The 13,062-nt window shown below is 74.2% G+C and carries 14 protein-coding genes; 3 read left to right on the forward strand and 11 right to left on the reverse strand.

The genetic code is table 11. The features are described from left to right. Positions 1 to 40: 40 nt before the first annotated feature. A complete protein-coding gene (gene dapD, locus ACFO3M_RS03275; RefSeq protein ID WP_387986279.1) occupies positions 41 to 1,015 on the forward strand; it encodes a 2,3,4,5-tetrahydropyridine-2,6-dicarboxylate N-succinyltransferase in 975 nt (324 codons plus the stop codon). Positions 1,016 to 1,070: 55 nt separating this feature from the next. Here the strand turns inward: dapD and ACFO3M_RS03280 are convergent, their stop codons facing one another. Continuing rightward, positions 1,071 to 2,177, reverse strand: coding sequence for an alpha/beta fold hydrolase (locus ACFO3M_RS03280; protein ID WP_387986281.1), 1,107 nt, complete (start codon positions 2,175 to 2,177; stop codon positions 1,071 to 1,073). 134 nt (positions 2,178 to 2,311) lie between these two features. Between ACFO3M_RS03280 and ACFO3M_RS03285 the strand changes: the two genes are divergently transcribed. Then, the gene (locus ACFO3M_RS03285; protein ID WP_387986284.1) at positions 2,312 to 2,995 is read left to right on the forward strand and encodes a hypothetical protein; all 684 of its coding nucleotides are present in this window, start codon (positions 2,312 to 2,314) and stop codon (positions 2,993 to 2,995) included. A gap of 1 nt (position 2,996) precedes the next feature. Here the strand turns inward: ACFO3M_RS03285 and ACFO3M_RS03290 are convergent, their stop codons facing one another. The 3 genes from ACFO3M_RS03290 to fdxA all read right to left on the reverse strand — a co-directional run bounded on the left by ACFO3M_RS03290 (position 2,997) and on the right by fdxA (position 4,730). Further along, complete coding sequence (locus ACFO3M_RS03290; protein WP_387986287.1) at positions 2,997 to 3,161, reverse strand: hypothetical protein; 165 nt, start codon at positions 3,159 to 3,161, stop codon at positions 2,997 to 2,999. Positions 3,162 to 3,270: 109 nt separating this feature from the next. Beyond that, positions 3,271 to 4,407, reverse strand: coding sequence for a succinyldiaminopimelate transaminase (dapC, locus tag ACFO3M_RS03295; RefSeq protein WP_387986560.1), 1,137 nt, complete (start codon positions 4,405 to 4,407; stop codon positions 3,271 to 3,273). Next, the gene (gene fdxA / locus ACFO3M_RS03300) at positions 4,404 to 4,730 is read right to left on the reverse strand and encodes a ferredoxin (RefSeq protein WP_012947287.1); all 327 of its coding nucleotides are present in this window, start codon (positions 4,728 to 4,730) and stop codon (positions 4,404 to 4,406) included. The genes dapC and fdxA overlap by 4 nt, the downstream gene beginning before the upstream one ends. 159 nt (positions 4,731 to 4,889) lie before the next feature. Here fdxA and ACFO3M_RS03305 point away from each other — a divergent pair, with 159 nt between their 5' ends. Further along, positions 4,890 to 5,639 (forward strand): GNAT family N-acetyltransferase, encoded by a 750-nt coding sequence (locus ACFO3M_RS03305; protein WP_387986290.1) that lies wholly within the window; start codon positions 4,890 to 4,892, stop codon positions 5,637 to 5,639. A 41-nt stretch (positions 5,640 to 5,680) separates the two neighbouring features. Here the strand turns inward: ACFO3M_RS03305 and ACFO3M_RS03310 are convergent, their stop codons facing one another. From ACFO3M_RS03310 to ACFO3M_RS03340, 7 genes are all read right to left on the reverse strand, one after another. After that, complete coding sequence (locus ACFO3M_RS03310) at positions 5,681 to 6,076, reverse strand: hypothetical protein (RefSeq protein ID WP_387986293.1); 396 nt, start codon at positions 6,074 to 6,076, stop codon at positions 5,681 to 5,683. Continuing rightward, the gene (mshB, locus tag ACFO3M_RS03315) at positions 6,073 to 6,969 is read right to left on the reverse strand and encodes an N-acetyl-1-D-myo-inositol-2-amino-2-deoxy-alpha-D-glucopyranoside deacetylase (protein WP_387986296.1); all 897 of its coding nucleotides are present in this window, start codon (positions 6,967 to 6,969) and stop codon (positions 6,073 to 6,075) included. The genes ACFO3M_RS03310 and mshB overlap by 4 nt, the downstream gene beginning before the upstream one ends. 91 nt (positions 6,970 to 7,060) lie before the next feature. After that, complete coding sequence (locus ACFO3M_RS03320) at positions 7,061 to 8,197, reverse strand: ABC transporter ATP-binding protein (protein WP_458166767.1); 1,137 nt, start codon at positions 8,195 to 8,197, stop codon at positions 7,061 to 7,063. After that, positions 8,181 to 9,242 (reverse strand): ABC transporter ATP-binding protein, encoded by a 1,062-nt coding sequence (locus ACFO3M_RS03325; RefSeq protein WP_387986298.1) that lies wholly within the window; start codon positions 9,240 to 9,242, stop codon positions 8,181 to 8,183. The genes ACFO3M_RS03320 and ACFO3M_RS03325 overlap by 17 nt, the downstream gene beginning before the upstream one ends. Continuing rightward, positions 9,239 to 10,210, reverse strand: coding sequence for an ABC transporter permease (locus ACFO3M_RS03330; protein WP_387986301.1), 972 nt, complete (start codon positions 10,208 to 10,210; stop codon positions 9,239 to 9,241). The genes ACFO3M_RS03325 and ACFO3M_RS03330 overlap by 4 nt, the downstream gene beginning before the upstream one ends. Next, the gene (locus ACFO3M_RS03335) at positions 10,203 to 11,126 is read right to left on the reverse strand and encodes an ABC transporter permease (RefSeq protein ID WP_387986303.1); all 924 of its coding nucleotides are present in this window, start codon (positions 11,124 to 11,126) and stop codon (positions 10,203 to 10,205) included. The genes ACFO3M_RS03330 and ACFO3M_RS03335 overlap by 8 nt, the downstream gene beginning before the upstream one ends. Positions 11,127 to 11,270: 144 nt before the next feature. Next, positions 11,271 to 12,935 (reverse strand): peptide ABC transporter substrate-binding protein, encoded by a 1,665-nt coding sequence (locus ACFO3M_RS03340; protein WP_387986306.1) that lies wholly within the window; start codon positions 12,933 to 12,935, stop codon positions 11,271 to 11,273. Between the last annotated feature and the right edge of the window lie 127 nt (positions 12,936 to 13,062).

Consider the following 13,062-nt stretch of genomic DNA (forward strand, 5'->3'; position numbering starts at 1 on the left):
ACGGGCGGGCGGCACGGCGTCGCTGGGTAGCGTCGGGACCGTGACCGCTCCCCGCTCCGCCGCCGCGGCCGGCATCGCGACCATCACCGCCTCCGGCACCGTCCTGGACACCTGGTACCCCTCACCCGCCCTCGGCGGCGACGGGCCGGCCGGGACCCACCAGCTCGGCACCCTGGAGCTGGAGGGCGAGCTCGGGCACGAGTTCTCCGGCCTGGTGCGCACCGACGACGCCCGCGGCGTGCGCGTGGTCGGCGTCCGGACGGTCATCGCCGACCTCGACGCCCCGCCGGCCGACGCCCACGACGTCTACCTGCGGCTGCACCTGCTCTCGCACCGGCTGGTGCGCCCGCACGGCATCAACCTCGACGGCGTCTTCGGCCTGCTGGCCAACGTGGCCTGGACCAGCGCCGGCCCGGTGCTCGCCACCGACCTCACCCCCGCCCGCCGCGCGACCCTGCGCGCGGCGCACGGGCACGTGACCGTGCTGTCGGTGGACAAGTTCCCGCGGATGGTCGACTACGTGGTCCCGTCGGGCGTGCGGGTCGCCGACGCCGACCGGGTGCGGCTCGGTGCGCACCTGGCCGAGGGGACGACGGTCATGCACGAGGGCTTCGTCAACTACAACGCCGGCACGCTCGGCCCCTCGATGGTCGAGGGCCGGATCAGCGCGGGCGTCGTCGTCGGCGCCGACAGCGACATCGGCGGCAGCGCGTCGATCATGGGGACGCTGTCCGGCGGCGGCAAGGAGGTCGTCTCGATCGGCACCGGCTGCCTGCTCGGCGCCAACTCCGGCATCGGCATCTCCCTCGGCGACGACTGCGTCGTCGAGGCCGGCTGCTACATCACCGCGGGCTCGCGGATCACCCTGCCCGACGGGTCGGTGGTCAAGGGCCGCGAGCTGTCCGGCCGCGACGGGCTGCTGTTCCGCCGCAACAGCGTCTCCGGTGCCCTGGAGGCGCTGCCGCGCTCGGGCCAGTGGGGCGCCCTCAACGCCGCCCTGCACGCCAACGACTAGGGACTCCGTGGGCATCTCCGCGGGAGTGCCCCGTGCACTCCCGCGGAGATGCACCTCAGGTGAGGCCGGCGGGCTCCTCGGCGGGGGCGTCGAGGTGCTCGAGCAGCGCGACGACGAACTCCTGCGGCCGCTCGACGTGCGGCGAGTGCCCCACCCCGGGCAGGACCACCTCGCGGTAGGCACCGCCGGACGCGGCGTAGCGGTCGAGCACGGCGCGGGTCTGGGTGACCGTCGGCTGCGGCGGGCAGACCTCGGCGCCCGGCCAGCCCGGCACGGCGCCGAGCTGCCCGAGGTACGCCAGGTCGAAGACCGAGGTGTCGGAGACGATCGCGTCGGCGTCGCCGCGGATCCACAGCACCGGCGGCTTGTCGGCCAGGTCGGCGACGCCGGAGACGTCGAACACCGTGGGCGCCATGGTGTTGAGCACCCCGCGCGTCCCCGGCGCGGTCCCCGGCCAGGTGTCGCTCGGCACCGCGTCGCCCGGGTAGTGGTCCTCGCCGGTGCGGGTGGACAGCATCGCGCCGACGAAGACGTCCTCGAGCTCCGGGTCCAGCGGCAGCGAGCCCGGCGCCACGTAGAAGGCGCGCAGCACCGACCGCGGTGAGGACGGCGACGCGTCGGAGGTGTCGCCCGCGGCCAGCGCCGCCACGAACTCCGGGTTGGCCAGTCCCCCGCCGGAGCCGGCGCCGTCGTCGGCCAGCCGCCGGCCGTCCGGTCCGGTGGTGCCGCCGAAACCGTGGGGCGACACCGGCGCGACCAGCGTCACCGAGGCCACCCGGCCCGGCGCGTCGAGCAGGTGCTGCAGGACGACGCCCCCGCCCATGCTCCAGCCGACCAGGTGCACCCGGTCCAGGCCCAGCGCGTCCAGCAGCGCGCCGAGGTCGTCGGCCCAGTCGCCGACCCCGCGGCGCGCGTCGACCGGCAGCGGGTCGGTGTCGCCGTAGCCGCGCAGGTCGACGGCGAGCACCCGGTGCCGCCCGGTCCCGTGCACCGCCAGCAGCGTCTGCTGCCAGAACAGCGCGGAGCTCACGTTGCCGTGCACGAGGAGCACCGCCTCGCCGGGGCCGGCCGGGTCGGTGCCCTCGGGGTGCAGCACGTTCTGGGTGAGCCGCGCGGTGGGCACGCGGGTGGCGGTGATGCCGGGCAGCAGGACGTCGGGCATGCGGGCTCCAGGGGATCGCGGGCGGGAGGACGGCGGAGGCGGCCGTCACGGTAGCGATCACGCCCGTCCCACGACACCCGTCCGCACCGCGACGTCCGGGGTCCCGCCGGGGAGCGCACCTACAGTCGGGGGCGATGACCAGCGCACGGACGGCTCCGCCCCGCCGGCCGGCGACGGGTACCCGGCGCCCGCCCGCGAAGCGCCCCTCCGGCGGCCGGCCCGCCCCGAAGCGCACCCCCGCCCGGCGTCCCGCCGGCCGGACCCCGCGGCGCGGGGGCCCGGCCGCCCTGCGCACGTGGTGGCCCGCCTACCTGATCGGGATCGTCGTGGTGTTCGCCCTGGCGTGGAAGGCCGACCGGTCCGAGCCGCCCACTCCGGCGGCGACCGGTATCTGCACCGTCCCCTCGACGTCGGTGACGCTGTCCGCCGAGCAGTGGAGCAACGCCCAGACGATCGCGGCCGTCGCCCGGCAGCGCGGGCTGCCCGAGCGGGCCGTGGTCATCGCGCTGGCCACGGCGATGCAGGAGTCGACGCTGCGCAACCTCGACCACGGCGACCGCGACTCCCTCGGCCTGTTCCAGCAGCGGCCCTCGCAGGGCTGGGGCACCCCGGCGCAGGTGCAGGACCCGGTGTACGCGGCCGGCCAGTTCTACGACCGGCTGGTCCGGGTGCCCGGCTGGGAGACGATGCGCCTGACCGACGCCGCGCAGTGGGTGCAGCGCTCCGGTTTCCCCGAGGCCTACCAGCGCTGGGACGGCTTCGCGCAGGCGCTCACCACGGCGCTGGGCTCCGACGAGCGCGAGCGCAACTGCGGGTAGGTCAGCTCAGCCGGGCGCGGCTCCTGCCGTGGAGCTCGGGGCGGTCGAGGGCCACGGGCACCCCGGCCGAGCCGGCCAGGCTGCGGTTGCGGTGCAGGTGCGCCTCGAGCGCGACCAGCGCGACGAGGACGGCGACGGGGAACAGCAGGAACAGCACGAGGAACACGGCAGGGCCTCCGCGACGGGGCCGGGCGGGCTGCCCGGCTGACGTGGACCACCGTGTCGGTGCGCCCTTGCGGGGCTCTGGCGGAGGACTGACGCCTGCTTGCGGGCCGCTAGTGGCGGCCGCGGTCCCCGGCGGTGAGGCGCTGCACCGCGGCGTCGATCCGCTCGTCGGTGGCGGTCAGCGCCATGCGCACGTGCCGCGCGCCGGCCGGGCCGTAGAACGAGCCGGGCGCGGGGACGATGCCGAGCCCGGCCAGCCAGTCGACGGTCGCCCAGCAGTCCTCGTCACGGGTGACCCACAGGTACAGGCCCGCCTCGGAGTGGTCGATCCGCGCGCCGGTCGCGCGCACCGCCGCGGCCAGCCGCTCCCGGCGGGCGCCGTAGCGCTCGCGCTGCGCGTCGACGTGTGCGTCGTCGGCCAGCGCAGCGGCCATGGCGGCCTGGACGGGCCCGGGCACGAGCAGCCCGAGGTGGCGGCGCACCTCCCACACCTGCCGGACCAGCGCCGGGTCGCCCGACAGCAGCCCGGCGCGGTAGCCGGCCGCCGTCGACTGCTTGGACAGCGAGTGGACCGCCAGCAGGCCGGTGTGGTCCTCCCCCGCGACGGCGGGGTGCAGCAGCGAGCGCGGCTGCACGTCCCAGCCGAGCGTCGCGTAGCACTCGTCGGCGACGACCGGCACGCCGTGCGCCCGGCCCCAGGCCACCCAGGTGCGCAGCTCGTCGTCGGACAGGACGCGGCCGTGCGGGTTGCCCGGGGAGTTCAGCCAGACCAGGACGACGCCCGCGGGGTCGTCGGGCGGGGTGTCGGTGCGGCGCACGGCGAGCCCGGACAGGACCGCACCCACCTCGTAGGTCGGGTAGGCCACCTCGGGGATCAGCACCGTGCCCTCGTGCAGGCCCAGCAGCGTGGGCAGCAGGGCGACGAGCTCCTTGGAGCCCACGGTCGGGATCACCGACGGGTCCGCGCCGAACGGGTCGGCCACGGTGACGCCGAGCCGGCGCCGCAGCCAGCCGGCCGCCGCGGCCCGGAGCTCACGGGTGCCGAGCGCCGTCGGGTAGCCCGGTGAGTCGCCTGCCGCGGCGAGCGCCGTGCGCAGGACCTCGGGGGTCTCGTCGACCGGCGTCCCGATGGACAGGTCGACGAGGCCGCCCGGGTGCTGCGCGGCGCGCGCCCGGGCGGCCTCCAGGCTGTCCCAGGGGAAGTCGGGCAGCCGGCCGGCCGCCGTCCCCGGGGCGGTGGTCGTCAGTGCCCCTCGCCCTGCGGCGGGAGGGCCGCCACCAGCGGGTGGTCCTTGCCGATCTTCCCGGTCTTGGCGGCGCCACCGGGGCTGCCGAGGTCGGAGAAGAACTCCACGTTGGCGTTGTAGAAGTCCTTCCACTTGTCCGGGACGTCGTCCTCGTAGTAGATGGCCTCGACGGGGCAGACCGGCTCGCAGGCGCCGCAGTCGACGCACTCGTCGGGGTGGATGTAGAGCATCCGGTCGCCCTCGTAGATGCAGTCCACCGGACACTCGTCGATGCACGCCTTGTCGAGGACGTCGACGCAGGCCTGGGTGATCACGTAGGTCACGGTGGGTCCTCCCTGGGGACGTGCGGGCAGCGGCCCCGGCTCCCGCCGGGCCCGCGTGTCGCCCGCCAGTATGGCCCCGGCTCCCGGGGCCGGGCGCGACGGGTGGACCCCGCCCGCCCCGGTGGAGGGACGCCGGGGGCGCACCCGCAGGATCGGGGCGTGGGACAGAGCCGATCGCCCCTCGCCGTGGCCGACCTGGAGCGCGTGGCCGCGCGCGGCTGGCGGGGCACCGAGGAGGAGCCGCTCGGCGACTGGCTGCTGCGCGCCGGGGGCGGGTTCACGGGCCGGGCCAACACCGCGCTGGTCACCGGCGACCCCGGCCGGCCGCTGCCGGAGGCCGTCGGCGCGGTGGCCGCCTGGTACCGCGGGCGCGGGCTGCGGCCCGGCGCGGCGCTGCCCGGGGCGCAGGCCCGCCCCGCCGACGCGGCGTTCGCCGCCGCGGGGTGGGAGCGGGGCGAGGACGTCCTGGTGCTCACCGCCCCGCTGGTCCCCGGCAGCGACGACGGGGTGCCGGTCGAGCTCTCCCCCACCCCCGACGACGGCTGGCTGGGCGCCTACCGGCACCTCGGGAACGCGCTGCCGCCCACCGCGCCCGCCGTGCTCGGCAACGCCCCCGTCGTCGTGTTCGCGGCCGTGCGGCCGGAGCCGGGCGCGGCGCCGGTCGCGGTGGCCCGCGGCGTGGTCACCGACGACTGGCTGGGCGTCAGCGCGGTCACCGTCGCCGAGGACGCCCGCCGCCGGGGCCTCGCGACGGCGGTGATGGCGGCGGTGACCCGGTGGGGCGCGGACCACGGCGCGCGCTGGGTGTACCTGCAGGTCACCGCCTCCAACGCCCCGGCCCGGGCGCTGTACCGCCGGGCCGGCCACGTCGAGCACCACCGCTACCACTACCGGTGGGCGCCGGACTGAACGCCCGGGTGTCCCCGCAGCAGCGGGCGGCGCGCCGACCCTCAGGCCGGCGGGCCGGCCGGACGGCGTGGCGTCGCCAGCACCCGGCCCACGGCGACCGCCGCGGCGAGCACCCCGAGGCCGAGGAACGCGAGGGTGACCGCGCCGAGCCCGCCGGTGCCGACGGCGACCAGGTCGCCCTCGGGCCGCGGCACCATCGCGGCGACCGCGACCACCAGCCAGGTGACCGCCGGCAGCAGCGCGACCACGCGCGAGCCGGTGAGCCGGTGCGCGCCGGTGACCAGCAGGTAGTTGCCGGCGACGGCGGTCAGGACCGACAGCGGCAGCAGGACGCCGGCCACCCGCAGCGGCAGCCAGAAGACCTCGACCAGCGCCAGCCACCCGGCGGTCAGCACCGCCGCGAGCCCGGCGAGGACCAGCCCGGGGACCCGGCTCACGCGTCCAGGCCGGCGAACAGGTCGTCCTCCCAGCCGTGCGGCCCGTCCCCCGCGGGGCCGCGCTCGCCGCGCACCAGCCGGTAGTGCTCGACGCCGAGCACCTCCTGGCCGTGGTTGTTGGACAGCGCGAAGAACGGCCCGTCGACGGTGATCTGCGTGGCGTGCGCCCGCATGGCGGCGTCCTTGCGGGCGGCGTACGCGCGGCCGTCGACGGCGGCGGTCACCAGCTCGTCGGGGACGGCGTAGGGGACGTCGTCGACCTCGCCGAGCTGCTCGAACGGCGCGGCCTCCCCCAGCGCGGCCAGGGCCTCGGCGCCCTCGCGCAGCACCGACCGCGGCACGCACGCCCAGTAGACCTTGGCGACGTCCCACGCCGCGCCCAGCTCGGGTCGCCACGCGGGGTCGGCGGCGCGCTCGACGGCGGCCATCGCGACCCGGTGGGCCTGGATGTGGTCGGGGTGCCCGTAGCCGCCGTTCTCGTCGTAGGTGACCACGACCTGCGGCCGCACGTCCCGCACGACGGCGACCGCGGCACCCACCGCCTCGTCGAGGTCGGCGTTCCAGAAGGCGCGCGGGTGCCCGTTGGCCGGCGTCCCCACCATCCCGGAGTCCCGGTAGCGGCCGGCGCCGCCGAGGAAGCGGCTGTCGGTGACGCCGAGGGCGGCCATCGCGGCGGCCAGCTCGCCGATCCGGTAGCCGCCGAGCTGGTCGGCCTGGTCGGAGGTCAGCTGCGCCAGCTCCGGGACGAGGACCTCGCCCTCCTCCCCCAGCGTGCAGGTGAGCAGCGTGACCTGCGCTCCCTCGGCGACGTAGCGCGCCATCGTCGCGCCGTTGGTGATCGTCTCGTCGTCGGGGTGGGCGTGGACCAGGAGGATGCGGCGGGCGGCGGTCACGGGCGCACAGTCTCCCACCGCGCCCGGACGCGACGACGGCGCGGTGACCACCCCGGGAGGTGGCCACCGCGCCGTCGTGGTGCGGCAGGCGCTACTCGGCGTCGACCGGGACGACCGTCCGGGCCTCGGCGAAGTGGCAGGCCGAGGGGTGGCCCTGGCCGCGGTCGACCAGCGCCGGGGCCTCCTGCGCGCAGACGTCCTGCGCCTTCCAGCAGCGGGTGCGGAAGCGGCAGCCCGAGGGCGGGTCCGCGGGGCTGGGGACGTCGCCCTGCAGCAGGATCCGGTCCTTCTGCCCGCGCAGGTGCGGCTCGTGCAGCGGCACCGAGGACAGCAGGGCCTGGGTGTAGGGGTGCGACGGCGAGGCGTAGACCTGCTCGTCGGTGCCCTCCTCCACGATGCTGCCGAGGTACATCACCGCGACGCGGTCGGAGATGTGCCGCACCACCGACAGGTCGTGCGCGATGAACAGGTAGGACAGGCCGAACTCGTCCTGCAGGTCCTCGAGCAGGTTGACCACCTGCGCCTGCACCGAGACGTCGAGCGCCGACACCGGCTCGTCGCAGACGATGACCTCCGGCTGCAGCGCCAGCGCCCGGGCGATGCCGATGCGCTGCCGCTGGCCGCCGGAGAACTGGTGCGGGTAGCGGTTGACGTAGTCGGGGTTGAGGCCGACGCGGTCGAGCAGCTCCTGCGTGCGCTTGAGCCGGCCCTTCCGCGGGGCGACGTCGTCGTGCACGGCCCAGCCCTCGGCGACGATGTCCCCGACGGTCATCCGCGGGTTCAGCGACGCGTACGGGTCCTGGAAGATGATCTGGACCTCGCGCCGGTAGTCCTTCAGCGCCCGGCCGCCCATGCGGGCGACGTCCTTGCCCTTGTAGAGGATCGACCCGGCGGTCGGCCGCTCCAGCGCAACGATCAGCTTCGACACCGTCGACTTGCCGCAGCCGGACTCGCCGACCAGGCCCACGGTCTCGCCGCGGCGCAGGGTGAGGTCCACGCCGTCGACCGCGCGGACGTGGCCGATGGTGCGCTTGAAGACGATGCCCTGGGTCAGCGGGAAGTGCTTCTGCAGCCCGCGGATCTCCAGCAGCGGCTCCCCCATCGCGCCCCGGGCACCCGACGGCGCCGGCTTGGCCAGCGTCGGGGCGCCCGGCACCGCCTCGGTGGACGGCGACGACTTCGACAGGGACGACGCCGCGGTGGCGCCGGACTCACTCGGCTGCGACACCGAGGACCTCCTCGCTGTAGTGGCAGGCCGCCTCGCGTCCCGGCACGACCAGCCGCAGCGGCGGGACGTCGGTGGCGCACTCCCGCCCCGGCGCGGCCGCGGCGCCGAGCCGGCGGTGCGGGCACCGCGGGTGGAACGGGCAGCCGCTGGGGATGCGCGCGAGGTTCGGGGGCTGGCCGGCGATCGGCTGCAGCCGCCCGCCCTTCGCCTCGACCTGCGGCACCGAGCCCATGAGCCCCTCGGTGTAGGGGTGCGCGGGGCGGGTGAAGACGTCGTCGACGGTACCCCGCTCGACGATCTCGCCGGCGTACATGACCGCGACGTTGTCGGCGACCTCGTTGACGACGCCGAGGTCGTGGGTGATGAGGATCAGCCCCATCCCCGTCTCCTCCTGCAGGTCCTTGAGCAGGTCCATGACCTGCGCCTGCACGGTGACGTCGAGGGCGGTGGTCGGCTCGTCGGCGATGAGGATCCGCGGGTCCAGGGCGATGGCCATGGCGATCATCACGCGCTGGCGCATGCCGCCGGAGAACTGGTGCGGGTAGTCGTCGACCCGGCGGGCCGCCGCCGGGATGCGCACCCGGTCCATGAGCTCGATGGCCCGCTTGCGGGCCTCCTTCTTGCTCGTCCCGCGGTGCGCCCGGAACATCTCGCCGATCTGGAAGCCCACGCTGTACACGGGGTTCAGCGACGACAGGGCGTCCTGGAAGATCATCGAGATGCCCGGGCCGCGGATCTTCCGCTGGTCCTCGGCGGACATCTCCAGCATGTTCCTGCCCTGGAACCAGATGCCGCCGCCGGTGATGACCGCGGGCGGGGTCTCGAGGATCCCCATGATCGCCTGGGCCGACACGGACTTGCCGGAGCCGGACTCGCCGAGGATGGCCAGGGTCTCCCCCGCCGCCAGGCTGTAGCTCACGCCGTTGACGGCGTGCACCGTGCCCGCGCGGGTGCGGAACTCCACGTGCAGGTCGTCGACCTCGAGCAGGGGCGTGCCCTGTCCGGCGAGCTCCGCGGTCGGCTTGGTCAGGTCGAGGTTGGTCATGCGCGCTGCCTCGGGTCGAGGGCGTCGCGCAGGGCGTCACCCATCATCACGAACGCCATCACGGTCAGGGTCAGGATCAGGCTGGGGAACAGCACCAGGTGCGGTGCGGTGCGGATGGAGTCCTGCCCCGCCTCGATCTGCAGGCCCCAGGAGATGGCCGGCCGCTGCAGGCCCACGCCGAGGTAGGTCAGCGTCGCCTCCGCGGCGATGATCACGCCGATGGTGATCGTCGCGTAGACCAGCACCGGGGCGACGGCGTTGGGCAGGATGTGCCGCAGCAGGATGCGCCGGCCGGACGCCCCCATCGCGCGGGCGGCGGACACGTAGTCGGAGCTCTTGACCGCGATGACCTGCGAGCGGACCAGCCGCATCGCCGTCATCCAGCCGAACAGCGCCAGCGCGATGGCCACCGCGCCCGGCCCGCGGCTGTTGATGACCGGGATGTCGGTCGAGGGGCCCACCCGCAGCAGCACCAGCGCGCCGAGGATGAGCGGCAGCGCGTAGAAGATGTCCGCGATCCGCGCGAGGATCCCGTCGGTCAGGCCGCCGTAGTAGCCGGCGATCGCGCCGACGAGGACGCCGAGCAGCAGGATGACCAGCACGGCGATGACACCGATGATCAGCGAGTTGCGGGCGCCGTAGACCACGTTGGCCAGGTAGTCGCAGCCCTGGGTGTCGAAGCCGAACCAGTGCTGCGCCGAGGGCCTGGCCCGGGAGTTGGACAGGTCGCAGGAGCGCGGGTCGGCGCCGCGCGCCAACACCTGCGGGAACAGCGCCATCAGGAGGAAGAACAGCCCGAGGACAGCGCCGATCCAGAACAGCGGGTTGCGCCGCAGCTCGCCCCAGGCGTCGCTCCAGAGGCTGTTCTGCCGCTCCTCGGTGACGTCGACCGACGGGCTGGCGAGCCCGGTCGTGGTGCCGGCCTCCACCTCGTCCTTGCGCAGGTCCAGCTGCTGCTGGTCAGTCATAGCGGATCCTCGGGTCGAGGACGGCGTAGAGCACGTCCACGACCAGGTTGAAGAAGATGAAGAAGAACACCATCAGGGTGACGATGCCGACGACGACCGCGCCCTCCTGGGAGCGGATCGCGTTGAACACCTCCCGGCCGATGCCGGGCAGGTTGAACACCGTCTCGGTGACGATCGCCCCGCCCAGCAGCGCGCCGATGTCGGCGCCGATGAACGTGACGACCGGGATCAGGCTGTTGCGCAGCGTGTGCCGGACGATGACCGTCCGCTTGGGCAGGCCCTTGGCGCGCGCCGTCCGCACGTAGTCGGCGCGCAGGTTCTCCGCGAGGCTGGTGCGGGTCAGCCGGGCCACGTAGGCCAGCGACCCGGACGCGAGGACCAGGCCGGGCAGCAGGTAGCTGTAGAGCCCCTCGTTGGTCCCGGCGATGGGGAACCAGCCGAGCTTGAGGCCGAAGAGCAGCTGGGCGAAGAAGGCCAGGACCAGGATCGGGATCGAGACGATCAGCGTCGTCGAGACCAGCACCACGTTGTCGAAGAAGCTGTTGCGCCGGATGCCGGCCAGCACGCCGGCGACCAGGCCGATGAGGATCTCGAAGACGACCGCGGTGAGGGCGAGCTTCACGGTCACCGGCAGCGCGCGCTCGATGGTGTCGAACACCGGCCGGCCGCGGAAGTCGGTGCCCAGATCGCCCTGGAACAGGTTCTTCAGGTACTCCCAGTACTGGACGTACAGGGGGTCGTTGAGGTTGAACCGCTCGCGCAGCTCGGCGACCACGGCGGGCGAGAGCGGACGGTCACCACCCAGTGCGCGGATGGGGTCGCCCGGCAGGGCGTAGACCATCGCGAAGATCAGGAACGAGGCGCCCAGCAGAACCGGGATGGTGAGCAGCAGGCGGCGCGCGACGTAGCGGCCCATGGTCCCCCTCGGGGTGTGTGCGCCGCCGGGTCGCGACGGCGCCGGTGTCCATCGTGCCCGCAGGCCCGCACACGCGCCGCCGGGGGCGACCGTCCTGGTCGGACGGGCGCCCCCGGCGGGTGGTGCGGGTCCTGCGGGGTGGGGTCAGGCGTTGTTGACGGTGACCTCGGAGGTGACGATCCGCTGGAACAGGTCCAGGCGGACGTTGGAGACGTTCTCGGAGGTCACGGACTGGACCTCCGTGAAGAACATCGGCGCCATCGGCATCTCCTCGGCGATGATGTCCTCCGCCGCCTGGTAGTTCTCCACACCGGCCTCGGGGCTCTCGGCCTGGTCACCCTGGCTGATCAGGCTCTCGACCTCGGGGTTGGTCCAGAAGGAGTAGTTCGAGCCGGCCGGGGCGAGCGACTGGGTCGTGAACAGCGGCGTCAGGTAGCTGTCCGGGGCCGGGTAGTCGAAGCTCCAGCCGTAGCGGAAGGGCCCGGTCCCGCCCTGCGACTCCAGCAGGGGCAGGTACTCGGCGAAGTCGAGGTTGCCCTGCAGGACGTAGTCGACGCCGAGGTTCTCGCGCAGCTGGTTGCCCACCGCCTCCATCCACGCGTCGTGGCCGGCGCCCGCGTTGAACCAGAGGTCGACCGGCTGGCTGCGGTCGAAGCCGGCCTCGTCGAGCAGCTGGTTGGCCTGGTCCGGGTCGAAGGTGCAGTAGGTGCAGCTGCCCTCGCGGTAGCCGTCGACGACCGGCGGGATGAACGAGTCGGCCGCGACGCGGGTGCTCTGGAAGATCGCCTCCGAGATGGCGTCCCGGTCGACGGCCATGGAGATCGCCTGGCGGACCCGCGGGTCGGCGAAGCGCTCGTCGTAGGTCGGGAAGCCGAGGTAGGTGATCTGCGAGGACTCGGTCTCGATGAACCGGTCGCCGAACTCGGACCGGGCCGACTCGATGACGTCCGGCGGGATGACGTCGACGATGTCGAGGTTGCCGGCCTGCACGTCGGTGTAGGCGGTGTTGACGTCGGCGTAGACGACGTACTCGATGCCGTCGGCCTGCGCGGCGTCGTCGCCGGCGTAGTCCTCGTAGCGGGTCAGGGTGATGCCCTGGCCCGGGACGAAGTCCTCGTCGGCCTTGAACGGGCCGTTGCCGATCGGCTTGGTGCCGAAGGCCTCGGGGTCGTCGAAGAACGCCTGCGGCAGCGGGTAGAAGGAGTTGTAGCCCACGACCGCCGGGAAGTTCGAGAACGGCGCGGACAGCGTCACCGTGAAGGTGCGGTCGTCGACGACCTGCAGGCCGCTCATCTGCTGGGCGGCCGGCTCACCGGTCACGTTGCCGGCGTCGTCGGTCGGCGCCTGCAGGTCGGCGTAGCCCGCGATCCGCGACAGGTAGGACGCGGCGCCCTGGGCGTTGGGGCTGTAGGCGGTGTAGTTCCACGCGTTGACGAAGGACTCGGCGTCGACCGGGGTCCCGTCGTGGAAGGTCCAGCCGTCCTTGAGCGTGACGGTCCAGGTGGTGTTGTCCTCGGACTCGATCGACTCGGCGACACCCGAGTACTCGACGGAGCCGTCCTCGGCGTACTTCACCAGGCCGGTCCACAGCGAGTTGACGACCTGGTCACCCTCGGACTCGGTGGTGTTGCCCGGGACGAGCGGGTTCTCCGGCTCACCGATGTAGACGCTGAAGGTGCCGCCGCTCGCGCCGCCGCTGCCGCCGTCGCCGGAGCCGCTGTCGTCGCTGCCGCCGCCACAGGCGGACAGCAGGAGGGCGCCGGACAGGCCGACGGCGACGAGCGCCGACCGGCGCTTGCTCAACTTCACGTGTGTTGCCTCCCTCGTCCCGCGTGTGCGGGGGGAACGGACTGGTCTCTGCGTGCCGGGACACCGCGCACCCGGGCGCACTGGCCGGGCGTCGGCGTCCTCCGGGTGAACACCGCGGAACGGAGCC

The sequence above is a fragment of the Geodermatophilus arenarius genome, assembly GCF_042654585.1.
In the GTDB taxonomy this organism is placed as follows: Bacteria; Actinomycetota; Actinomycetes; order Mycobacteriales; family Geodermatophilaceae; genus Geodermatophilus; species Geodermatophilus arenarius.